Raw genomic sequence first — 22,721 nt, forward strand, 5'->3', positions numbered from 1 at the left:
CTGAATTCAAGTCGAGTAGCTCTCGAAAGTTTGAAGTGTTGCTTTCCTTTTGTAACAAATTACAGATTTTTACTACTTATAGTTCAAAATCAAAACATATAATGAGAAAAACACTATCAATTTTAGTTTTAACCTGCTTATCAATTCTGTCTGTAAATGCTCAGAAATTAGAAAATTCAACCCTTTGGAAAATAGAAGGTAACCATTTAGAAAAAGCATCATATTTATTCGGAACCATTCATATTACCTGTGATGCCACGTTAGAAGCCGACGTACAGAAAGCTTTAGATGAAACATCTCAAATTGTTTTAGAAATTGATATGGACGATCCAGCAATGCAAACTAAAATGATGGGAGGTATGTACATGAAAGATGGTAAAAAAATCAGTGATTTAGTATCTGAAGAAGAATTTGCCATTATAGATGCTTTAATAACGAAAGAAGTTGGTATGCCATTAAAAATGGTAGAAACCATAAAGCCTTTTTTCTTAATCGCTATGATGTATCCTAAAATGATTGATTGCCCAATGCAATCTTTTGAAGAAGAACTCGTAAAAGTTGCTAAAGAACAAGAGGAAGAAATTAATGGATTAGAAACCATCGAAGACCAAATGCAAGTTTTTGAGGATATTCCTTATGAAGACCAAGTCGCAGATTTATTAAAAACGGCGAAAGACAATTTAGCCAACGATAAAGAAACATTTGCAAAGATGCTAAAAGTCTATAAAGAAGAAAATATCGATGCTATGATTGAAATGATGGATGACGATGAGGACTCTTCAATAGCGAAACACCAAGATGTAATGTTGGTAAACAGAAATAAGAACTGGATATCAAAAATTGGTGAATACGCAAAAGATCAACCCACATTCTTCGGAGTTGGTGCAGGCCATTTAGCAGGAGATACTGGAGTCATCAATCTACTTAGAGAAGCTGGATACAAAGTAACACCTGTTTTAGAATAAGATAATCCTCAATATTATAAATAAATAGTAAAAAAATATACCGATTGGTATATTTTTTACTATTTTTGTTATATATGACTACAAAATCAGAACTTACATCTAATTATATATTAGAGACTGTTGCACCAATTTTTAATAAAAATGGTTACGCAGCTACGAGTATGAGTGATTTAACATCTGCGACAGGTCTAACTAAAGGAGCTATATATGGCAATTTTAAGAATAAAGAAGAGTTAGCAATAGCGGCATTTAAGCATAACGTAAAAAAGCTAATGTCCTTGATAGCAGAATATTTAACTAGAAGTGAATCACCAATTCAAAAGTTATATTTAATCTCAGATTTTTATAGAGATTATTATAAATTAAGTAAATCTTATGGTGGTTGTCCTGTTTTAAATATTGGTGTTGACGCCAACAATCAAAATTCAGAATTATTAGCAAAGGTGAGGATAGTAATTGAACGTATTCAAGATCAGGTAGCCACGATAATTGAAGATGGTATTGAAGCCGGTGAGATTTCTACCGAAATTAATGCCATGCAATATGCTAAACGTATAGATACCATGATACAAGGTGCTATTTTTATGACCTACACCTTGGATGATGATTTTTACATGAAAGACACCATGGATCAGATTAATGATATGATTACAAATGAGCTAAAAGCTTAATATTTTTTTAACCAAAAATATACCGTTTGGTATATTTTAAAAATCAAATAAAATGGTATTACCAAAAACAGTTGAAAGCAAAGCAAAAATTAGGTTTCAGGATTGCGACCCGTTTAACCACTTAAACAATGGGAAGTATATTGATTACTTTATGAACCATCGCGAAGATGAGCTTATTAAAAACTATAATATAGATGTTTATAAAATGGCAAAAATCCAAGGCAAAAGTTGGGTATCTAGCAGTAATCAAATTGCATATCTAAAGCCAGCATTTTTAATGGAAACTATAACTATAGAATCTCAACTCATCTATTTTGATCACAGTAATATAAGGGCAGAAATGCGAATGTATAATGAAGATAAAAGTCAATTAAAAGCTGTTATTTGGTGTGGATTTGTCCATTATAATCTCTTGAATCAAAGAAGAGAGACACATTCTGATGCTATGATGACCTTATTCGACACTATTCATAACCCAATGCCAACAAACATATTTGAAGAAAGGATAAAACAAATAACAAGAAAAGCAAAACTCAATTAAGTCAGTTCCTATGTGCTTTATAATGAATTGATTTCATAGCTATCAACAATTTTTCGATGAAATGCATAATAAAATGTAAGATTTAACATTCATTTTAACGGATAAATGATTAATTTTATCGAGCTATTTAATTCCAACAAAACTTAAGACATAATTAAAACTTGTCTAGTAATCCCTCTTTATGTAGAGAATACTATAGCTAATTTTTTGTCTAAACCCTACTTATACAATAAATGGAATTAAATAGATACATAGATCATACTTTATTAAGTGCTTCTGCAACAGAGGCAGATATTCTTCAGCTTTGTGAAGAAGCCAAAACATACAATTTCTTTTCTGTCTGCGTTAATAGCAGTTATGTTAATATTGCAAAACAAGCACTAGGCAGATCTGATGTTAAAATTTGTACAGTCGTTGGTTTTCCGCTTGGAGCTATGTCAACGGAAGCTAAAATATTCGAGGCAAAAAAGGCTATAGAACAAGGAGCCTCAGAAATAGATATGGTTATGAATATTGGTCGCCTAAAAAGTAAAAACCACGTCGCTGTCTTAAAAGATATTAGCAATGTAAAGCGCGCTATAGGACTTACTCCTTTAAAAGTCATCCTTGAAATAAGTGAACTATCTAAAAACGAAATCGTAAAAGCTTGTGAAATTTGTATTGATGCTAAAGCTGATTTTGTAAAAACATCAACTGGTTTTTCTAAAAGTGGTGCCACACTAACTGCAGTTAAAATAATGAGAAAAACGGTACGTCACCAACTAAAAATTAAGGCTTCTGGTGGTATTAGAGATGCCGAAACCGCATTAAAATACATTGAAATTGGTGTTGACAGAATTGGTGCTTCCGCTGGAGTTGCTATGATGAACAATCAACCTTCACATTCTTCTTACTAAATTCATGCGCTTTATGTAACTTTACAGTATGAGTGTACATATAGGAGCTGAAAAAGGCGAAATCGCAGAGACCATTTTATTACCAGGAGATCCATTGCGAGCAAAATGGATAGCTGAAACATTTTTTGAAAACCCAAAATGCTTTAACGAAGTTAGAGGCATGTATGGTTATACAGGTACATATAAAGGTAAACGCGTTTCGGCCATGGGAACAGGTATGGGAGTGCCAAGTATTTCCATTTATGCCAATGAATTAATTTCAGATTATGGAGTAAAAAACCTAATTAGAGTTGGTAGTGCTGGTTCTTATCAAAGACATGTCAAAATTAGAGATGTAGTTTTAGCCATGGCGGCGTCATCAACTTCTGGAGTCAATGAACTACGTTTTGGAGGAGCAGACTACGCTCCTACTGCTGACTTTGGATTATTTATAAAAGCTGTTGAAGCAGCAAGAGCCAAAAATATTCCGGTTAAAGCAGGCAATGTTTTATCTTCTGACGAATTCTATGAAGATGATAAAGAATCTTATAAAAAGTGGTCAAAATTTGGTGTTTTGTGTGTAGAAATGGAAGCTGCCGGACTTTACACTATAGCAGCTAAGCACAATGTAAATGCATTAGCAATTCTTACAATTTCTGATTCTTTAGTGACAGGAGAACATACCACAAGTAAGGAACGAGAAACAACCTTTAAAAGTATGATTGAAATTGCTTTAGAACTTGCTTAAATATATTTAACAAACTTTTAAAGAAATCACTACTATTCTAGGTTATATTTGAGAGTACTAACTAATCATTCCGATCATGAAATCTTTTCTAGCCACACTAATATTCCTCTTTTCAATTTCAATAGTTGCTCAAGAAACTTCTGATAAAGCTCAAATTGAAGCGACACTAAACAATTACATAGACGGTTTTTACCAAGGTGATACATTAAAATTGAAAGCTGCTTTAAAACCACGACTTTATAAATTTGGGTATTGGAAAAATAAAGAAACTGACACCTATGATTATTATGAGCAATTAACTTATGAGAATGCTCTAAAAATGGCTCAGAACACAAAGGATAAGGGGAAAATACGCACCGAAACTAAAATGCGTAGTGTAAAAGTACTAGAAATAAGTAACCACATAGCTGCTGCAAAAGTAACTGGTTTTTGGGGATTAGATTATATTTTACTTTCTAAAGATGAAGGCAAATGGATGATAGAACAAGTCATTTGGGAAGGACCATTTGAAGATAAATTTAAAGAAGAGGAAACAACAACAACAACAACCTATTACCTAATAAGACATGCAGAAAAAGATCGTTCAGATAAAACCAATAGAGATCCTCACTTAACAGAAACTGGTCTTAAACGTGCCAATAATTGGGCTAATGTCTTAAAAGATGTAAAATTTGATATGGTGTACTCTACTGATTACAACAGAACAAAAGAAACTGCTGCTCCTACTGCAAAAGCTAATAACGTAGAAGTTTCATTCTATGATCCTAGAAATATGAATTCTAAAGAATTTACAGAAAAAACAAAAGGTAAAACTGTACTGATTGTTGGTCATAGTAATACCACTCCATTCTTTACAAATAGTCTATTAGGCGAAAAGAAATATGATGATATTAATGATAATAACAATGCAAACTTGTATATCGTCACAGTAACTGGAGATTCAAAAACTTCGACAGTTTTAAAGGTTGACTAAATCTACGGTAACATTTTCGAGTTCTATTTTAGACACTAATTTTAGTTGATTATTTTCAAAGGCTATTCCTAAATCGAAAAGTTTTGTTTCAGGGTCTTCAGCTTTATAATTCTTATAATCTACAAAACGTAATCCATTGACATAACGCTCATTGTAAGCTTCTCTAAAACGCATTCCAATACCATCATCTTCATTATATGAATACGCTAAGTAGCATACTTTAAAATTCTGTTTGTCAATCCAATACACAAAAACATCTTCGTAATCCTCTCCTCCACCTTCTTTATCAAAAGTTACTTTAATTTTGTAATAGTCCTTTTCTTTAATTTGCTCTTCTCCTAACAAGGTTTTATTGACAGCTTTGTCGTTTAAACCATAAGGTAAAACTGAAAAATAGTGTACTGAATTCACTGAAGCCGAATATTTTTTAACCATAGAGTCTTCAACCTTAGTGAACTTTGCATTAATATAACGTTGAAATATTTCACCCCTTAAAAAATCTATTATCGAATCATTTTCTTTCACCATAAATCTTGATAGTACCTTAGCATCAGTGGTATAACTAGATTTATATAGAATATCCCTAAAATTAAATTCTATATTAACAATTGGTGAGTTAAAAACATTACCACCGGAAACCTCAATAGAATTATTGATAATCTCATCAGCAAACAAAGACTTAACTTCAGGCTCATTTTTGCAACTTACTATGGTCAGAGCAATCACTATAAAACATAAATATTTCATAAGCATATTAAAAATTTAATAGTCGCAAAATTAGAAACAAGTTTACATAACTATATACATATTTCAAGAAACTTTGAGACTTCGAGTCTTCGTTAGAAAACTTCAAGGTTCAAGCTTCAAACTTCAAACTTACTTTCATACCTTTGCCTTCCATGCAAAAAACGGTTAACATACTTAACAAAAAAGCAAAATTTCAGTACGAGATATTAGATAAATATACGGCTGGAATTGTCCTTACCGGAACTGAAATAAAATCCATCAGATCTGGCAAGGCCTCTATTGCCGAAAGTTTCTGTGAGTTTAATGACAGAGAAGAACTGTTTGTAATAAATATGACCGTTGAAGAATACGCATTTGGTAACTACTACAACCATAAACCAAAAGCAGAACGTAAATTACTACTTAATAGAAAAGAGCTTAAAAAACTCAAGAAAGAAATGGATGTAAAGGGTAATGCTATTATCCCTCTTAAGCTATACATCAATGAAAAAGGCTTCGCTAAACTCATTATTGGACTAGGTAAAGGTAAAAAGCTTTACGATAAGCGCGAGGTGATTAAAGATCGTGATAACAAGCGTGATTTAGATCGTATTAAGAAAAATTTCCGATAAGTTTAAGATTCCTATAACTTCTACCACAACTTTTTTAATTTATGTTTGAGGCAACCATTGGTTCAAACAATGCGTCTATTTAAATAGAAACCATCAATCAATATACATGAATAGAAAATTACTCAGCTTATTTTTTATTGCAATAAGCACATTAGTTTCAGCTCAAATCGTTGGAACAATTACCAACAAAAAAAACGAACCACTTCCCTTTGTAAACATCTTAATAGAAAACACCTATAAGGGCACAACTAGTAATAATGACGGTTATTATGAACTCAATATTTCAGAGAAAAAAACCTATACTATAGTTTATACCTATTTAGGTTACAAAACGGTAAAGAAGAAAATCGCTATAGATAAGTTTCCTTACACAATTGATATTACTTTAGAGGAGGAGTCCGTTTCATTAGGCGAAGTAACCGTAAACTCAGAAGTTAATCCTGCAAATGCAATTATGCGAAAAGCTATAGCGATGCGGAAAGAAAATCTTGAAAAAATAAACTCTTTTAAAGCCGATTTTTACTCCAGAGGATTAATTAAAATAAAAGATGCACCAGAGAAAATCTTAGGTCAAGACGTTGGTGATCTAGGTGGTGGCTTAGATTCAACTCGTAGCGGAATTATTTATTTGTCCGAAACCATTTCTAAAATTCAATTTTTAAGGCCAAATAAACTTAAGGAGAAAATCACAGCCTCTAAAGTGAGCGGCAATAGCACTGGTTTTAGTTTTAATAACGCCATTGATGTCGATTACAATTTTTACAACAATACTATAGAATTTGGTAATGAAATTATTTCACCAATCGCCAATAATGCATTTGGTTATTATCGTTACAAGTTAGAAGGTGTCTTCTATGATGACAGAGGTAATCTCATCAATAAAATTAACGTCATACCTAAGCGCGAAAATGATCCTATTTTTTCAGGAAACATTTATATCGTTGAAGACCAATGGAGCATTTATGCCATAGAATTAGATATTACAGGTGTACAAGCTCGTATTCCTGCAGCAGATATTTTGTCAATAAAACAAACATTTTCATATTCCGAAACTAATGATATTTGGGCTAAAATTTCTCAAAGCCTCGACTTTAAATATAAATTTTTAGGTATAAAAGGAGACGGCCGTTTTACAGCTGTTTATAGTAATTATGAATTCAATTCAGGTTTAACTCGAAAAGACTTTGGAAGAGAAATTGTGGCTTTTGAAAATGAAGCCAATAAAAAAGATTCACTCTTCTGGAACACCATTAGACCTGTTCCATTAACACTAGAAGAACGCACCGATTACGTAAAAAAGGATAGTATTCAAATTGTTAAAGAATCAAAACCTTATTTAGATTCTATAGACCGCGTGAATAATAAATTTAAGTTATCTAGTATTTTGGGCTATACCTATCAAAACTCACATAAGAATTATAGTTTTGGATTCGACATTCCAGTTTTGGGTGTAAATTTTAATACCGTTCAAGGTTATAATGCTAAAGCCAATCTATTCTTTACAAAAAATTACGATGACTTTAAACGTTTCTTTAGGGCAAGTGCCAATCTACAATACGGTTTTTCGGACGATAGACTGCGAGCAACTGGCGCATTAACTTATAAATTTAATAATACAAGTAGAGCGTTTCTAACACTTTCTGGAGGCGTTAGTGCTGTTCAGTTTAGTCCTTCGGAACCTATAACACCATTTATCAACTCAATTAGCACCTTATTTTTTGAGGATAATTACATGAAGCTTTATGACAAAAGTTTTCTACAACTTAATTATTCAGAAGAACTATTAAATGGATTTAGATTCTATGCTGGATTAAGTTACGAAAGGCGAAGTCCCTTATTTAATACTACCGATCAGGTTTTTACTAACGAAGAAAATGATGTATACACCAGCAACAATCCATTAGATGAAACTGCCTATGGAGTTGCACCATTTGAAACACATAACATTGTAAAAGCTAATGTAACAGCCCGTATTAACTTTGCACAAGAATATTTAAGTTATCCTGATAGTAAATTTAATGTCGGTAATGATAAGTACCCAACTTTAGTATTGAGTTACGAAAAAGGATTTGGTGCAACTAATAGCGATTATAATTTTGATCAAATAAAAGCAAGATTATACCAATCGTTTAACATAGCAGACAAAGGCCGTTTTAGATATAACTTAAGAGCTGGGAAGTTTTTTAATGCAGATGATATTGCTTTTATGGATTACCAACACTTTAATGGTAACCAAACCCACGTTAGCACAGAAGGTAATTACACCAATGTATTTAATAATTTACCATATTATGCTGCTAGTACAAATGACGCCTATTTAGAAGCACATGTTGAGCACGACTTTAATGGGTTTCTTTTAGGGAAATTACCATTACTCAATAAACTCAACTTTAATTTAGTGTTTGGTGCACATCTCTTAGCTACACCAGATTTTAAACCTTACCAAGAGTACACCATTGGTATCGATAATATTGGTTGGGGAAAATGGAGATTCTTAAGAGTTGATTATATAAGGTCTTACCAAAGCGGATTTCAAAGTGATGCTATTTTGTTTGGGCTGAAATTCTTTTAACTTTATAGAAGTTACTAATGAAAAAATCACTGACACATATTTTGTTTGCTTTGGTTATATTTTCTTGTGATGAATCTGAGCCAAAATTTGAGATTGATTTTAATGGATATACACCAGTATCATTATTCAATGCTAACACAGCCAAAAATCATATTGAAAGAGCTGAAATAAAGATTATATTCCTAGGTGGCTTTGGCGGAATGCCTGATTTTTCAAATAAAAAGGATTCCATATTTCAAAAAAAATACAAAGTAAATTTTTATTCTGAAGGTTGTATGCGTTCTAGTTGCGAAGAAGATATGCTAATTTATAATAATATTGTTTTTAATTATTTAGATTCAAGATTTGGGGCAAATTGGAGAAAAGAAATGAGAGATGGAGCTATTGGACTCTAATCTATTCAATTTTGTTTGGGTTAAAATTATTTTAACTTTATAGAATGAAAAAACTAATAATTGTATTTCTCCTAACAACTTTAGGACTTAATGCCCAAGAAACAAAAGACTACTCAAAAAACGTAGCTACATTAGAAAGCACCATTGAAACCTTATATACCGTAATATCTGGAGATAAAGGTGTTAAACGCGATTGGGATTTATTCAAACATTTATTTCATAAAGACGCCAAACTTATACCTACCGGAAAAAACCCAAAAGGTAAAATTAGCGCACGCTATATGTCACCTGATGATTATATAAAAACCGCAGGAGAATGGTTAGTAGAAAATGGATTTCATGAAATAGAGATTAGCAGAAAAGTCCAAACCTTTGGAAATATCACACAAGTCTTTAGTACCTATGAGTCTTACAAATCTAAAAGTGACGAAGAACCATTTATGAGAGGTATTAACAGTATTCAACTCATGAATGATGGAAAACGTTGGTGGGTCATTAACATATATTGGATGCAAGAGTCAGAAGACAACCCAATACCTGAGGAGTATTTGCCTAAGAATTAATAAACTATTTGTCATTCCTGCGAAGGCAGGAATCCATACTTCAAAATAGATTCCTGCCTTCGCAGGAATGACAAAACATTAAATTGAATCATTAACAAATGAATGAACCAATTTGAGTTCTAACTTTTACTCCTTACTTTTATCAAACTGTTTTACAAAATCATTCTAAATATGACATTCTCAATAAAATCAAACGCACTACTAACACTAACATTAACCATTTCAATTCTCAGTTGTGCCCAAAACACAACCGAAAAAGCTACACCAATTTTTAAAGATGGTGAAGCTCAAATTGTTGATGCCTTTAAAGATGCTAGTCAATGGATTCGTCACGATTTGTGGGTAGAAACAGAGTTTGATACTGATGGAGATGGAGAACCAGACCGAATGCATGTTTCTGTAACACGACCAGAGCAAACTGAGAGTGAAGGTTTAAAACTACCAATTGTATATGTTACTAGTCCATATTTTGCTGGTGTTGCTGCCGATGCACCAGGTACTATGTGGAATGTAGAACACGAGCTAGGAGAAATCGGAGAAGAGCGTTTTCACCCAGAAGTGCAAAGACGAGGACAACGTCCAATTATTTCAAACTCACATATCAGAAAATGGGTACCTCGAGGTTATATCGTAGTACATTCATCTTCACCTGGAACTGGTTTATCTGATGGAGCACCAACTATTGGTGGAGCAAATGAATCTTTAGCTCCTAAAACTGTTGTTGACTGGCTGTGCGGAAGAGCAAAAGGTTATACGGAACGTAATGGAGATAAAGAAGTTAAAGCTTTTTGGTCCACAGGAAAAGTAGGCATGACAGGCACATCATATAACGGAACTTTACCTTTGGCCGCAGCAACTACTGGTGTTGAAGGTTTAGAAGCTATAATTCCTATTGCACCAAACACCTCTTATTATCATTACTATCGCTCTAATGGCTTAGTGCGTTCGCCTGGTGGTTATCTCGGAGAGGATATTGATGTACTTTACGATTTTGTGCACAGTGGAGATGAAGATAAACGCGAATACAATAACAAAACTGTTAGAGATACCGAAATGAAGAACGGTATGGATAGAGAAACTGGAGATTATAATGAGTTTTGGGCTGGTAGAGATTACCTCAACCAAATGGATGGTATGAAAGCCGCATTATTGATGTCCCACGGATTTAATGACTGGAACGTAATGCCAGAACACAGTTACCGTATTTACAAAGCAGCAAAAGAAAAAGGCTTACCAACAATGATTTACTATCATCAAAATGGACATGGTGGCCCACCTCCGACTTCTATGATGAATAAATGGTTTACAAAATATCTACACGGAATTGATAATGGAGTTGAAAAGGAAGAAAACAAAGTTTATATCGTAAGAGAATATGATGACAGACAGCAACCTACAGCTTATAAAGATTATCCAAATCCTGAGGCGGAAGATGTGACACTTAACTTGTTTTCTGGAGGAAAAAATATTGGAGGATTAACTCTTAATAACGTTGAAAACGCTGGAGAAATGTTTTCTGATGATGCCACTATCTCTGGTAGCGAGCATGCAAAAGCATCAAGCTCAAAACATAGACTTTTATATGTAACACCAAAATTGAAAGAAGATCTTCATATTTCTGGTGTACCTAAAGTTACTATTTCATTGGCAAGTAGTAAACCAGCAGCAAACTTATCTGTGTGGTTGGTATCATTGCCTTGGCAAGAAGGAAAAGAAGTTAAAATAACGGATAACATCATAACACGTGGTTGGGCAGATCCTAAAAACCATAATTCGTTGACAAAAGAAGAAGATTTAGTTGTCGGGAAAGACTATTCAATAACTTTCGATTTACAACCGGATGATCAAATTATTAAATTAGGACAGCAAATAGGTTTTATGATTTTTTCTAGTGATAAAGAATTTACTTTACACCCAGAACCTGGTACAGAAATAATGATACACCTTGATAAAACCAAATTAACTTTACCAATTGTTGGAGGAAAAGCTGCTTTTAAGAAAGCTACTGAATAACTTAATTTTTATCCTCTAGTAGTGGTACAAATCGAAATTCGCCAAATTCATGTTTTTCGAATTCCTTTGGTCCTTTTCTAATAAAAAGGGTCATAGTTTGCACATCATCACCAACAGGAATAACTAAACGCCCTCCTATTTCTAATTGACTTAACAAAGGCTTAGGTACAAAAGGTGCACCAGCAGTAACAATAATACTTTTAAAAGGTGCTTCTTCGGGTAGACCTTTATAGCCATCACCAAAAATAAGTTTTTTAGCTCTATAACCTATTTTAGGTAGGAACTTTGAAGTTTTTTTAAATAACTCTTGCTGACGCTCTATACTATACACTTTAGCGCCAAGTTCAATCAAAACTGCACACTGGTAGCCACTACCTGTACCGATTTCTAAAACTTTATCGCCCGGTTTAATTTGAAGTAATTCGGTTTGAAAAGCTACTGTATAAGGCTGCGAAATCGTTTGATCTGCACCGATAGGAAATGCTTTATCGACATAAGCATGGTCTATAAAACCAGAATCCATAAATAAGTGTCTAGGAATTTTACCGATGGCTTTTAAAACACCATCATCTTTAATACCTTTCTTAATAAGCGTTTCAACAAGTTGTTGACGCATCCCTTGATGCTTAAATGTATCTTTCAAAAAGCGTAGTTTAGTTGATGCTAAATTAATTTAAAGAAAGACAAGTTCAAAGGAAGAATTAAAACTTTCTTTTATTAAATAATTCATAGTTTTTTATATTTTCTTTTTTAAATTTCTGAATCAAAACGACTATTTTTGTTAAAAACTGAAAATATGCTAAAAGCTGGAGTTCTTGGTGCTGGTCACCTTGGTAAAATTCATCTTAGACTTCTTAATCAATCTAACAAATATGAGCTCATAGGTTTCTATGATGCAGATGCTGAAAATGCAAAACGCGTTGCAGAAGAGTTTGGCTATACTTATTTTGATACTATTGAAGCCTTAATAGATGCTGTAGATGTCGTAGATATTGTCACTCCTACACTTTCACATTATGATTGCGCCAAACAAGCTATAAAAAAAGGAAAACATATATTCATTGAAAAACCTATTACTAATACGGTTGAGGAAGCTGAAACCATTAGAACTTTAGTAGCTGAACATGGAGTAAAAGGACAAGTTGGGCATGTAGAGCGTTTTAATCCTGCCTTTATCGGTGTAAAAGAACAGATTAAGAATCCAATGTTTATTGAATGTCACAGATTGGCAGAATTTAATCTTCGTGGTACAGATGTACCTGTTGTTTTAGATTTAATGATTCACGATATTGACATTATTTTGAGCGTTGTAAATTCGCCTGTTAAACATATTTCTGCAAGTGGTGTTTCAGTAGTTAGCGAGACACCAGATATAGCAAATGCACGTATCGAATTTAAAAATGGATGTGTAGCAAATCTTACTGCAAGTCGAATTTCTCTGAAAAACATGAGAAAAACGCGCTTTTTTCAAAAAGATGCTTACATCTCAGTTGATTTCCTAGAGAAGAAATGTGAAGTTGTAAAGATGAAAGATGCTCCAGAAAATCCAGGTGATTTTGATATGATTCTTCAAAATGCGGAAGGACTGAAAAAGCAAATTTATTTCGACAATCCTGAAATACAAAATAACAATGCTATTTTAGATGAATTAGAAACCTTTGCAGATGCGATTAATAATAACACCAAACCTATTGTGACTTTACATGATGGCACAGAAGCCTTGCGAGTTGCGAATATGATTATTAATCAATTTTAAGAGAAGAAGCCCATCCTAACCTTCCCAGAGGGAAGGAAACACGGTTGCGGAGAATAATTGAAATCAAAAAAACAACCATAACACATTTATTAATTTTTATTTTTAATTGAAGTAATATTTGTAATTTATTAATGCTTAAATTTTCAACTCTTATAGGATTTAAGGGCATTTAACAAAATTCTTATCCGCCCAAGTAAGAATTCCTTCCCTCTGGGAAGATTAGAATGGGCTTTTACAATTATGAAAAACATAGCAGTTATAGGTGCAGGAACCATGGGAAACGGAATTGCCCATACATTTGCGCAATCTGGATTTAATGTTCAATTAATCGATATTAGTGAAGCTTCTTTAGAAAGAGGTTTAGCAACCATATCTAAAAACTTAGATAGAATGGTCGCTAAGGAAAAAATCACTGAAGCTGACAAATCAGAAACTCTAGGTAATATTAAAACCTATACTAACACGGAAGCTGGTGTGAAAAATGTGGATTTGGTCGTTGAAGCTGCAACGGAAAATATTGATTTAAAACTCAAAATCTTCAAACAATTAGATGAAGTCTGTGAAAGTGATACCATATTAGCAACAAATACCTCTTCTATTTCTATAACACAAATCGCCGCTGTTACTTCTAGACCAGATAAAGTCATTGGTATGCACTTTATGAATCCTGTACCAATCATGAAATTGGTGGAGATTATTCGTGGTTATAGCACAAGTGATGAAGTCACAAAAACGATTATGGAATTATCTAAAATTTTAGGTAAGATTCCAACAGAAGTAAATGATTATCCTGGCTTTGTGGCGAACCGTATTTTAATGCCAATGCTTAATGAATCTATTGAAACTTTATACAATGGTGTTGCTGGCGTAGAAGAAATAGACACCGTTATGAAATTAGGTATGGCACACCCAATGGGTCCATTGCAGTTAGCAGATTTTATTGGCTTAGATGTTTGCTTATCTATTCTTAACGTCATGTACGATGGATTTAAAAACCCAAAATATGCACCTTGCCCTTTATTGGTAAATATGGTTAGAGCTGGGAAACTAGGTGTAAAATCTGGAGAGGGTTTTTACGATTATTCTGAAAGTAGGAAAGCAGAAAAAGTGGCTGGTCAATTTTTGAAGTAAAAAAGTGTCTAGTGTCTAGTGTCTAGTGTCTAGTGTCTAGTGTCTAGTGTCTAGTGTCTAGTGTCTAGTGTCTAGTGTCTAGTGTCTAGTGAAAAGTATTATATTCTAATTATGAAAGTACAAGATCTATTGGCATATAAGAAAGGATTTAAAAGTTAACAATAATCATGTGTTAATAATAAGTAGATCATACTGACAACTTATTACTTTACACTTTACATTAAGAAAATTGGCAAAAGTAATTCCATTTAAAGCTGTAAGACCAACAAGAGCTATTGTAGGGCTAGTTGCGGCACGTCCTTACCAAAGTTATACAATTGACGAGCGTGAATCGCGTATGGATTATAATCCCTATAGTTTCCTTCATATTGTAAATCCTGGTTATAAATATGCACAAGAAGTAAAAGGTAATGAACGTTACAAGCTGGTAAGAAATCGTTATGATGAATTTAAGGAAGATGGAGTTTTTGTTCAAGATGAAAAACCTAGTTTTTATGTTTATAAAATTGTGAATAGACATGGACAAGAATTCAACGGAATTATTGCTGCGACAAGCGCTGAAGATTACGAACAAGATATTATAAAAAAGCACGAAGACACTTTAGCTAAGCGCGAACAAACCTTTAAAACCTATTTAAAAACTGTGGGCTTTAATGCAGAACCTGTACTACTCACCTATCCTGATAATGCCCTTATTGCTAACGTTATAAAGGAAGTCCAAAAAGGTCATGCAGAATTTGAGTTTACAATGACCTATCGAGACACACACTATCTCTGGAAAATTGATGATGAAGCTATTATAGGAAAAATCCAAAAAGAATTTAAGCAGATGAAGACTATTTATATTGCTGATGGTCACCATAGATCTGCTTCTTCTTATTTGTTATATAAGGATGAAAAAGAAAAGAATCCAAATCATAATGGAAGTGAATCTTATAATTTTTTTATGTCCTATTTAATTCCGGAATCAGATTTAGTAATCCATGAGTTTAATAGACTTATTAAAGATTTAAATGGATTAACTAAGGAAGAATTTTTAATTAAGCTAGACACTTCTTATCGCATTGAAAATAGAGGTTTAATGCCTTATAGTCCATCAAAACCTCATCATTTTAGCATGTATTTAGATGGTGAGTTTTATTCGCTCTATTTACGTAAAGCTAATTATGAGTTCAAGACGTCTTTAGACCAATTAGATGCACAACTGTTATATAAAACGATTCTTCAACCAATTCTAGGCATAGATGATTTACGCAATGACAACCGCATAGAATACGTTAATGGAAGACACGAAATGATTACCATTAAAACTAGCGTAGATAGTGGTGAGTTTATGGTTGGTTTTGGCATGTGCCCATCTAATGTAGAGCAAATGAAAGGAATAGCAGACGAAGGATTAAAAATGCCACCAAAAAGTACTTATATTTTACCTAAACTGAGAAGCGCTATTACTATTTATGAATATTGACACGCTGTGTCATTCTGAACTTGATTCAGAATCTCATTCAAAAAAATTAAATTAATTAAATGAGCATAAAACAAAATATACAAAACATAAAATCTTCTATATCAGAAGAGGTAACCCTTGTAGCTGTTTCTAAAACAAAACCCATCAGTGATTTAATGGAAGCTTACAATGCTGGTCAACGCATTTTTGGAGAAAACAAAATCCAAGAAATGTCTGATAAATATGAGCAGATGCCAAAAGATATTGAGTGGCATATGATTGGGCATGTGCAGCGTAACAAGGTGAAATACATGGCTGAGTTTGTGAGTTTAATTCATGGAGTAGATAGTTTTAAACTTTTAAAAGAGATAAATAAACAGGCCGTAAAAAACGATAGAACAATAGACTGTTTACTTCAAATTAAGATTGCTGAAGAAGATAGTAAGTTCGGCATGTCAATAGAAGATGCTTCTACGCTGCTACAATCTGACGAATTTTCTGAATTAAAAAATGTAAATATTATTGGTGTTATGGGAATGGCAACATTTACGGATGATATGACCCAAGTTGAAAATGAATTTAATTATCTTAAATCTTCTTTTGAAAACCTTAAAACTCAAAACTCTGAACTAAAAGTTATTTCAATGGGAATGAGTGGAGATTACCAATTAGCAATTCAGTGCGGCAGTACTATGATTAGAGTTGGGAGTAGCATTTTTGGCGCTAGAAATTATCAATAGTTTTTTTAACGTAAAAGCTTAGACTTTTTTAACTTTGTCTTTTATGAATAACATCTAATTTTAGCATTATATACGCAATACTAGACATAGAAACCACAGGTGGTAAATACAATGAAGAAGGCATAACGGAAATTGCAATTTATCAGTTCGATGGACATAAAGTCACAGATCAATTTATTTCTTTAGTAAATCCTGAGCGCGAGATTCAACCTTTTGTAGTTAATCTTACTGGTATTAATTCTAATATGCTAAAAAATGCTCCTAAATTCTATGAGGTAGCTAAACGCATCGTAGAAATAACAGAAGACTGCATTATTGTGGCTCATAATTCGGCTTTCGACTATAGAATCCTTAAAACTGAGTTTAAGCGTCTAGGCTTTCCTTTTAAAAGAAAAACGCTTTGTACTGTAGAACTTTCTAAGCAGCTAATTCCAGATATGGAATCTTATAGCCTTGGAAAATTAGCACGTGCGCTTGGTATTCCTATGAGTGATCGTCATCGCGCTAATGGAGATGCAATGGCTACAGTAAAATTGTTCAAAATGCTTCTGCATAAAGATTTAGAAAAAATCATTATTAAAGATGCTGTAAAAGTTGAACAAAAATCTAATCTTGCTCCTAACCTAAAACAAATTATTGAAGAGTTACCATCTGTAACAGGTGTCTATTATATTTATAATGATAAAGGCGAAATAATTTATATTGGTAAAAGTAAAAATATAAAGAAACGCATTTCTCAACATTTTACGAATAAGAGCTCAAAATCTAAGAAGATTCAAGCCTTGGTTAGTGCAGTTACTTATGAAAAAACTGGTAGTGAATTAGCTGCATTATTAAAGGAAAGTGAAGAAATAAAAAAGAATAAACCCATTTTTAATCGTGCTTTACGAAGAACTATATTTACACATGCCTTATATAGCTATACTGATGAAAATGGCTATATAAATCTAAAGATTGATGCTGCTAATGGTAAAGAAGTACCAATCACCACATTTAGCACAAGGTCTAGTGGAAAACATTTTATGTTTAAAGTATCTGAAGATTATAATTTATGCCAAAAATTAACTGGTTTATATCGTACAAAAACAAGTTGCTTTAAATATGATGTTAAAGAATGTTTAGGCGCATGCATTACAGAAGAAGCTTCCAATGAATACAATAAGCGAGTTAATTCACTAATAACTAAACATAGTTACGAAAACAAAAACATGCTCATCATAGACAGAGGTCGTGATATAGAAGAGAAAAGTGTTTTCTTAATTGAGAACGGTATCTTTAAAGGCATGGGATTTTTTGATTTAAACCACCAGATAAATAATAGGGAAATATTGGCATCTCTAATTACACCAATGGAAAATAATAGAGATACACAGCATATAATACAGAGTTATATGCGCCGAAACAAGCGACTGAAAATTATTGACCTATAGAACACAACTTATGAAAATAAAACTATTACCATTTGCTTTTATCATTACTTTTTTAAGTTTTTCTCAAAATTACCAACCCGCAATGTCAGTTTCTAAGAGTGATTTAGAACTAACCACATATGTTAAAGATTCTACAGCAAATGCTTTAGTTATTTATGATTATGGGAATAGCTTTGTAGATAACAAAACCTTTTGGCTAAGAGTACAAGTGCGGCAAAAAATAAAAATTTTAAGAACTGAAGGTGTTGAAAGAGGGGAATTCGAAGTGAAACTTTACAAAGGTAAATCTTCGGAAGAAAAAATTAAAGACATAAAAGGGACCACGTACAATCTGAAAAATGGGAATATTATAAAAACATATTTAAAACCAAGTGCAATATTTAAAGAAGAAAATGAGAAGTTTACACTCGTAAAATTTGTGCTACCCAATGTAAAAGTTGGAAGTGTGATTACGGTGAGCTACGAAACCCAATCTCGTTTTATGACTAAATATCAACCTTGGTATTTTCAGGGACCAGATCCAGTTTTATATAGTGAGTATAATACCAGTATTCCTGCAAACTACAATTATCATGTTAAATTAGTAGGTGGAATTAAATTAGTAACAAATGAAGCCAAAATAGAACGTAATTGCATAGAAGTTGGTAATGGTGGGCATTCAGATTGTACTGTAAGCAGGTATGTTATGAAAGAAGTTCCTGCATACAAACCAGAAGGTTTTACTACTACAGCTCTTAATTACACGTCTAGGATAGAGTATGAACTCAATGAAATTAAAAGATTTGATGGTGGTGTTAATAAATTATCTAAAACTTGGAAAAATGTTGATAAAGAATTAAAGACAGACAAAGATTTTGGACGTCAAATAAGCAAAAAAAGTCTCGTTAAGGATATTCTACCTGAAAGTATTTCTTCCATTGAAGATAATTTAAACAAAGCTAAATCTATATATCAATTTGTATTAGACAATTATAAGTGGAATGAAAAATATGAACGTTATGATGTTTCCATAAAAGATTTAAACAAAGAAAAAGTTGGTAGCGCATTTGAAATTAATTTATTATTAGAAAATCTTCTTACCAATCAAGGTTTTACTGTTTATCCAATTTTGATTTCTACACGTGCAAATGGGCTTGCTACTAAGATATATCCCGTCCTTACAGATTTTAATTATGTTATTTTAAAAACAACTATAAATGATAAAGACTACTTTTTAGATGCAACAGATCCTTATTTAGCTTTTGGTGAGTTACCTTTTAGATGCTTAAATCAATATGGTAGACTTATGGATTTTGAAAATGGCAGCTATTGGGAAGACGTTAAAATAGAAAACTATTCTGCAAGTGTTCACAGAATAGAACTCAACTTAAATGATGAAGAAAATTTTAACGGTAAAATTAGTAGTAAATATTCTGGTTATCCGTCTCATAAACTAAAAAGAAATTATCACGAAAACCCTGTAGTATACAAGGAAAATAAAACCAATATATATTCTAATATTAGTATTGAAGAACATGATGTATCTGATCTGGATAAGAATAGCTACAATTTTGAGGAAAAAATAGAGTTTACATTAGAACCAGAACTTATTGGTAATAAAATTTATTTGGATCCTTTTATTATCAAATTCTTCGAAGAAAATCCCTTTAAATTACAGGAAAGAACATATCCTATTGATTTTGGCTACAAAGATGCCTATTCATATATATTAAAAATTGATATTGGTGAAGACTTAAATGTCATAGATATGCCTAAAGCCGTTAGCTATGCACTTCCTAATAAAGCAGGCTCTTTCATATTTAATATTGACAAAAAAGAAAATCAATTATTATTCTATTTTAAAGTTAAATTTGATAAAGCCATCTATGAAGCTCAATTTTACGAACATCTCAAAACGTTTATGAGTAAGATTGTTGAAGCGCAAAAAAACACAGTTATCGTTTTAGAAAAACAATAATTTTACTTTTCGTACTTTTAAAACATGGAATCAGAGAATAAGCGCAGTTGGAAAGGTAAACTTCATGAAATAATTTATGAAGCAGACACACCTGCAGGAAAGTTATTCGATGTTGTCCTTCTTATAGCTATCCTCGCTAGTATTCTTTTAGTAATGCTAGAAAGTATAAATAGCTTTGATGCAAAGTATCACACGTTTTTGAATGTTTCGGAATGGGTCATTACTATATTATTTACCATAGAGTATATTTTGAGAATAATTAGTGTAAACAAACCATTTAAATATATCACAAGTTTTTACGGAGTTATTGATTTATTATCTACGATACCAAAATATATTTCTTTATTCTTGGGTGGTACTCAAGCATTAATAGCTTTACGCGCACTTAGGTTACTTCGAGTTTTTAGAATTTTAAAATTAGCTCGATATTTAGGAGCTTCTAATCAATTAACAAGTGCTATAAAGGCAAGTAGAGCTAAAATTGCAGTTTTCTTATTTGCTGTAATTATAGCTGCAACAATATTCGGAACTATAATGTATATGGTTGAAGGCGAAGAAAATGGGTTTACCAATATTCCAAAAAGTGTCTATTGGTGTATTGTAACATTAACTACAGTTGGTTTTGGAGATATTGCACCGCAAACACCACTAGGACAATTCATCGCAACCTTAATAATGATTTTAGGTTACGGTATAATTGCCGTGCCCACTGGTATTGTCTCAGCAGAGTATACAAAAGCATCAGACACTGACAGCAAAATCTCGGATGAAGAACATGAGCATCTAAAAACAGTTGTACTTAATACTCAATGTTGCGTTAATTGTTTGACTGAAAAGCATCAAGACAATGCAGAGTTCTGTCATAAATGTGGTTGCAAATTACATCATGACTAATACACTCATATCTATTGTTGGACCTACAGCTATTGGTAAAACTGCTTTAAGTGTAAAATTAGCTCAGCATTTTAACACTGAAATTATATCAGCTGATTCTCGTCAGTTTTATAGGGAATTGCATATTGGTACAGCTGTACCTTCAAAAGAAGAATTAAAAGCTGCTAAACATCACTTCATTCAGCATAAATCCATAAAAGACAATTATTCCGTTGGTGATTTTGAACGTGAAGCAATTTCTAAATTAGAAGAAATTCATCAAAAACACTCAACAGCTATTATGGTTGGTGGTTCTGGCTTGTATATAAAAGCAGTTACGAAAGGTTTAGATTATTTCCCAGAAATCGATAGCACTATAAGAAACAAACTTAATGATGAGCTTATAAGTAATGGTCTCGATGATTTACAGGAACGATTAAAATCCTTAGATCCAATAGCTTATAAAACGATTGCCATTGATAATCCACAACGTGTAATTAGAGCTTTAGAGATTTGCATTGGCACAGATAAGCCCTATTCTTCATTTTTAACAAACCCAGAGAAAACACGACATTTTAAAACTATTTCTATAGGTTTAGATGCAGAACGTTCGCTTATCTACGACAGAATTAATCAGCGTGTAGATATTATGATTACAAATGGCTTGCTTGAGGAAGCTGAAGCATTGATTCCATTTAAATACCTAAATGCTTTAAATACAGTTGGCTATAAAGAATTGTTTAACTATTTTGAAGGAAATTCTACTTTAGATTTCGCTATTTCAGAAATAAAGAAGAATACTCGACGATTTGCAAAACGACAACTCACTTGGTTTAGAAAAGATGAATCAACTAAATGGTTTGATTTTGAAACTGAAGCCGAAGAAATTATAAAGTTCGTTGAAGAAAAAATGTAGTGAATTAGATGTTACGACATTTTTTATATAACATAAAAAAATCCAGCCTATTGAGCTGGATTTTTCATATATAAAAAAGCTTTTACTCTGTTTTATTATTAATTACTAACCTAAAGCCTTCACCATGAATATTTAAAATTTCAACATTAGGATCTGGTTTTAAATATTTACGCAATTTAGCAATATAAACATCCATACTTCTAGACGTAAAGTAGTTATCGTCTCTCCATATTTTTGTCAACGCTAATTCTCTTGGCATTAAATCATTTTCATGTAACGCCAATAAACGTAGTAATTCATTTTCTTTTGGTGACAGTTTTGATGGATCACCACCATCAAATTTCAAAAACCGAAGTTTAGAATTGAGATCAAAACGTCCAATCTTAAATTCAAATTGTTTGCTATCTGCAACCGAGTCTGTTGCTTTACGCTGCATAATAGCCTTAATTTTCATTAAAAGCACTTCACTATCAAACGGTTTGTTGAGATAGTCATCTGCACCAACTTTGTAACCTTTAAGCACATCTTCTTTCATAGCTTTAGCCGTTAAAAAGATAATAGGCACATCTGTATTCTTTTCTCTTATTTCTTTTGCTAGAGTAAATCCATCCTTATATGGCATCATTACATCTAATATACAAAGATCATAATCGTCTTTTTTGAACTTTTCAAAACCTTCCATTCCATTTTTAGCATGGACAACGTCGTAATCGTTCATCATTAAATAATCTTTTAAAACAGTTCCAAAATTTGGATCGTCTTCTACCAAAAGTATTTTTTTGTTTTGTTCTTCCATA

At 32.5% G+C, this 22,721-nt stretch carries 22 protein-coding genes; 19 read left to right on the forward strand and 3 right to left on the reverse strand.

Going from position 1 to position 22,721, the window contains the following annotated elements:
• Positions 1–101 precede the first annotated feature (101 nt).
• The 6 genes from SJY34_RS04640 to SJY34_RS04665 all read left to right on the forward strand — a co-directional run bounded on the left by SJY34_RS04640 (position 102) and on the right by SJY34_RS04665 (position 4,773).
• Entirely contained in the window at positions 102–965 is an 864-nt protein-coding gene (locus SJY34_RS04640) for a TraB/GumN family protein (protein ID WP_400079365.1), read from the forward strand.
• Positions 966–1,039: 74 nt separating this feature from the next.
• Complete coding sequence (locus tag SJY34_RS04645) at positions 1,040–1,636, forward strand: TetR/AcrR family transcriptional regulator (protein ID WP_400079367.1); 597 nt, start codon at positions 1,040–1,042, stop codon at positions 1,634–1,636.
• Between the two features lie 52 nt (positions 1,637–1,688).
• Positions 1,689–2,177, forward strand: coding sequence for an acyl-CoA thioesterase (locus tag SJY34_RS04650; protein ID WP_400079369.1), 489 nt, complete (start codon positions 1,689–1,691; stop codon positions 2,175–2,177).
• A gap of 233 nt (positions 2,178–2,410) precedes the next feature.
• Positions 2,411–3,073 carry a deoxyribose-phosphate aldolase gene (gene deoC / locus SJY34_RS04655; RefSeq protein ID WP_400079371.1) on the forward strand — a complete coding sequence of 221 codons (663 nt, stop codon included), beginning with the start codon at positions 2,411–2,413 and terminating at the stop codon, positions 3,071–3,073.
• Between the two features lie 28 nt (positions 3,074–3,101).
• Positions 3,102–3,800 (forward strand): purine-nucleoside phosphorylase, encoded by a 699-nt coding sequence (deoD, locus tag SJY34_RS04660; protein ID WP_400079373.1) that lies wholly within the window; start codon positions 3,102–3,104, stop codon positions 3,798–3,800.
• Positions 3,801–3,876: 76 nt separating this feature from the next.
• A complete protein-coding gene (locus tag SJY34_RS04665) occupies positions 3,877–4,773 on the forward strand; it encodes a histidine phosphatase family protein (RefSeq protein WP_400079375.1) in 897 nt (298 codons plus the stop codon).
• Here SJY34_RS04665 and SJY34_RS04670 read toward each other — a convergent pair.
• Positions 4,759–5,520: a DUF6503 family protein gene (locus SJY34_RS04670; RefSeq protein ID WP_400079377.1), complete on the reverse strand. Its 762-nt coding sequence runs from the start codon at positions 5,518–5,520 to the stop codon at positions 4,759–4,761. The genes SJY34_RS04665 and SJY34_RS04670 overlap by 15 nt on opposite strands.
• A 152-nt stretch (positions 5,521–5,672) precedes the next feature.
• On the opposite strand from SJY34_RS04670, the gene smpB reads away from it, so the two are divergent.
• The 5 genes from smpB (at position 5,673) to SJY34_RS04695 (ending at position 11,674) form a co-directional block, all read left to right on the forward strand.
• The gene (gene smpB, locus SJY34_RS04675; RefSeq protein ID WP_400079379.1) at positions 5,673–6,131 is read left to right on the forward strand and encodes an SsrA-binding protein SmpB; all 459 of its coding nucleotides are present in this window, start codon (positions 5,673–5,675) and stop codon (positions 6,129–6,131) included.
• Between the two features lie 106 nt (positions 6,132–6,237).
• Positions 6,238–8,703, forward strand: coding sequence for a DUF5686 and carboxypeptidase regulatory-like domain-containing protein (locus SJY34_RS04680; protein WP_400079381.1), 2,466 nt, complete (start codon positions 6,238–6,240; stop codon positions 8,701–8,703).
• A 17-nt stretch (positions 8,704–8,720) separates the two neighbouring features.
• Complete coding sequence (locus SJY34_RS04685) at positions 8,721–9,098, forward strand: hypothetical protein (RefSeq protein WP_400079382.1); 378 nt, start codon at positions 8,721–8,723, stop codon at positions 9,096–9,098.
• Between the two features lie 44 nt (positions 9,099–9,142).
• Positions 9,143–9,661, forward strand: a complete 519-nt coding sequence (locus SJY34_RS04690; RefSeq protein WP_400079384.1) for a hypothetical protein — start codon at positions 9,143–9,145, stop codon at positions 9,659–9,661.
• A gap of 171 nt (positions 9,662–9,832) precedes the next feature.
• Positions 9,833–11,674, forward strand: coding sequence for a Xaa-Pro dipeptidyl-peptidase (locus SJY34_RS04695; RefSeq protein ID WP_400079386.1), 1,842 nt, complete (start codon positions 9,833–9,835; stop codon positions 11,672–11,674).
• A 1-nt stretch (position 11,675) separates the two neighbouring features.
• Here the strand turns inward: SJY34_RS04695 and SJY34_RS04700 are convergent, their stop codons facing one another.
• A complete protein-coding gene (locus SJY34_RS04700; RefSeq protein ID WP_400079388.1) occupies positions 11,676–12,317 on the reverse strand; it encodes a protein-L-isoaspartate(D-aspartate) O-methyltransferase in 642 nt (213 codons plus the stop codon).
• A gap of 153 nt (positions 12,318–12,470) precedes the next feature.
• Between SJY34_RS04700 and SJY34_RS04705 the strand changes: the two genes are divergently transcribed.
• The 8 genes from SJY34_RS04705 (at position 12,471) to miaA (ending at position 21,924) form a co-directional block, all read left to right on the forward strand.
• Entirely contained in the window at positions 12,471–13,430 is a 960-nt protein-coding gene (locus SJY34_RS04705; RefSeq protein WP_400079390.1) for a Gfo/Idh/MocA family protein, read from the forward strand.
• 240 nt (positions 13,431–13,670) lie between these two features.
• Positions 13,671–14,561 carry a 3-hydroxybutyryl-CoA dehydrogenase gene (locus SJY34_RS04710; protein ID WP_400079392.1) on the forward strand — a complete coding sequence of 297 codons (891 nt, stop codon included), beginning with the start codon at positions 13,671–13,673 and terminating at the stop codon, positions 14,559–14,561.
• A 229-nt stretch (positions 14,562–14,790) separates the two neighbouring features.
• Positions 14,791–16,029, forward strand: coding sequence for a DUF1015 domain-containing protein (locus SJY34_RS04715; protein ID WP_400079394.1), 1,239 nt, complete (start codon positions 14,791–14,793; stop codon positions 16,027–16,029).
• Between the two features lie 59 nt (positions 16,030–16,088).
• Entirely contained in the window at positions 16,089–16,748 is a 660-nt protein-coding gene (locus SJY34_RS04720) for a YggS family pyridoxal phosphate-dependent enzyme (RefSeq protein WP_400079396.1), read from the forward strand.
• A gap of 68 nt (positions 16,749–16,816) precedes the next feature.
• On the forward strand, positions 16,817–18,178 hold the full coding sequence (locus SJY34_RS04725) for an exonuclease domain-containing protein (RefSeq protein WP_400081321.1): 1,362 nt from the start codon (positions 16,817–16,819) through the stop codon (positions 18,176–18,178).
• A 10-nt stretch (positions 18,179–18,188) separates the two neighbouring features.
• Positions 18,189–20,135 (forward strand): DUF3857 domain-containing protein, encoded by a 1,947-nt coding sequence (locus SJY34_RS04730; protein WP_400079398.1) that lies wholly within the window; start codon positions 18,189–18,191, stop codon positions 20,133–20,135.
• A 24-nt stretch (positions 20,136–20,159) separates the two neighbouring features.
• Positions 20,160–21,029: an ion transporter gene (locus tag SJY34_RS04735; RefSeq protein ID WP_400079400.1), complete on the forward strand. Its 870-nt coding sequence runs from the start codon at positions 20,160–20,162 to the stop codon at positions 21,027–21,029.
• Positions 21,022–21,924: a tRNA (adenosine(37)-N6)-dimethylallyltransferase MiaA gene (miaA, locus tag SJY34_RS04740; RefSeq protein WP_400081324.1), complete on the forward strand. Its 903-nt coding sequence runs from the start codon at positions 21,022–21,024 to the stop codon at positions 21,922–21,924. Before SJY34_RS04735 ends, miaA begins: the two co-directional genes overlap by 8 nt.
• A gap of 82 nt (positions 21,925–22,006) precedes the next feature.
• On the opposite strand, the gene SJY34_RS04745 is transcribed toward miaA, so the two are convergent.
• A complete protein-coding gene (locus tag SJY34_RS04745; RefSeq protein WP_400079402.1) occupies positions 22,007–22,720 on the reverse strand; it encodes a response regulator transcription factor in 714 nt (237 codons plus the stop codon).
• Position 22,721: the final 1 nt, after the last annotated feature.

Source organism: Winogradskyella sp. R77965, assembly GCF_044594915.1.
GTDB lineage: Bacteria > Bacteroidota > Bacteroidia > Flavobacteriales > Flavobacteriaceae > Winogradskyella.

Coding starts and splice junctions, on each gene's coding strand:
- SJY34_RS04640 (WP_400079365.1), top strand. CDS start 102: ATGAGAAAAACACTATCAATTTTAGTTTTAACCTGCTTATCAATTCTG.
- SJY34_RS04645 (WP_400079367.1), top strand. CDS start 1,040: ATGACTACAAAATCAGAACTTACATCTAATTATATATTAGAGACTGTT.
- SJY34_RS04650 (WP_400079369.1), top strand. CDS start 1,689: ATGGTATTACCAAAAACAGTTGAAAGCAAAGCAAAAATTAGGTTTCAG.
- deoC (WP_400079371.1), top strand. CDS start 2,411: ATGGAATTAAATAGATACATAGATCATACTTTATTAAGTGCTTCTGCA.
- deoD (WP_400079373.1), top strand. CDS start 3,102: ATGAGTGTACATATAGGAGCTGAAAAAGGCGAAATCGCAGAGACCATT.
- SJY34_RS04665 (WP_400079375.1), top strand. CDS start 3,877: ATGAAATCTTTTCTAGCCACACTAATATTCCTCTTTTCAATTTCAATA.
- SJY34_RS04670 (WP_400079377.1), bottom strand. CDS start 5,520: ATGAAATATTTATGTTTTATAGTGATTGCTCTGACCATAGTAAGTTGC.
- smpB (WP_400079379.1), top strand. CDS start 5,673: ATGCAAAAAACGGTTAACATACTTAACAAAAAAGCAAAATTTCAGTAC.
- SJY34_RS04680 (WP_400079381.1), top strand. CDS start 6,238: ATGAATAGAAAATTACTCAGCTTATTTTTTATTGCAATAAGCACATTA.
- SJY34_RS04685 (WP_400079382.1), top strand. CDS start 8,721: ATGAAAAAATCACTGACACATATTTTGTTTGCTTTGGTTATATTTTCT.
- SJY34_RS04690 (WP_400079384.1), top strand. CDS start 9,143: ATGAAAAAACTAATAATTGTATTTCTCCTAACAACTTTAGGACTTAAT.
- SJY34_RS04695 (WP_400079386.1), top strand. CDS start 9,833: ATGACATTCTCAATAAAATCAAACGCACTACTAACACTAACATTAACC.
- SJY34_RS04705 (WP_400079390.1), top strand. CDS start 12,471: ATGCTAAAAGCTGGAGTTCTTGGTGCTGGTCACCTTGGTAAAATTCAT.
- SJY34_RS04710 (WP_400079392.1), top strand. CDS start 13,671: ATGAAAAACATAGCAGTTATAGGTGCAGGAACCATGGGAAACGGAATT.
- SJY34_RS04720 (WP_400079396.1), top strand. CDS start 16,089: ATGAGCATAAAACAAAATATACAAAACATAAAATCTTCTATATCAGAA.
- SJY34_RS04730 (WP_400079398.1), top strand. CDS start 18,189: ATGAAAATAAAACTATTACCATTTGCTTTTATCATTACTTTTTTAAGT.
- SJY34_RS04735 (WP_400079400.1), top strand. CDS start 20,160: ATGGAATCAGAGAATAAGCGCAGTTGGAAAGGTAAACTTCATGAAATA.
- miaA (WP_400081324.1), top strand. CDS start 21,022: ATGACTAATACACTCATATCTATTGTTGGACCTACAGCTATTGGTAAA.
- SJY34_RS04745 (WP_400079402.1), bottom strand. CDS start 22,720: ATGGAAGAACAAAACAAAAAAATACTTTTGGTAGAAGACGATCCAAAT.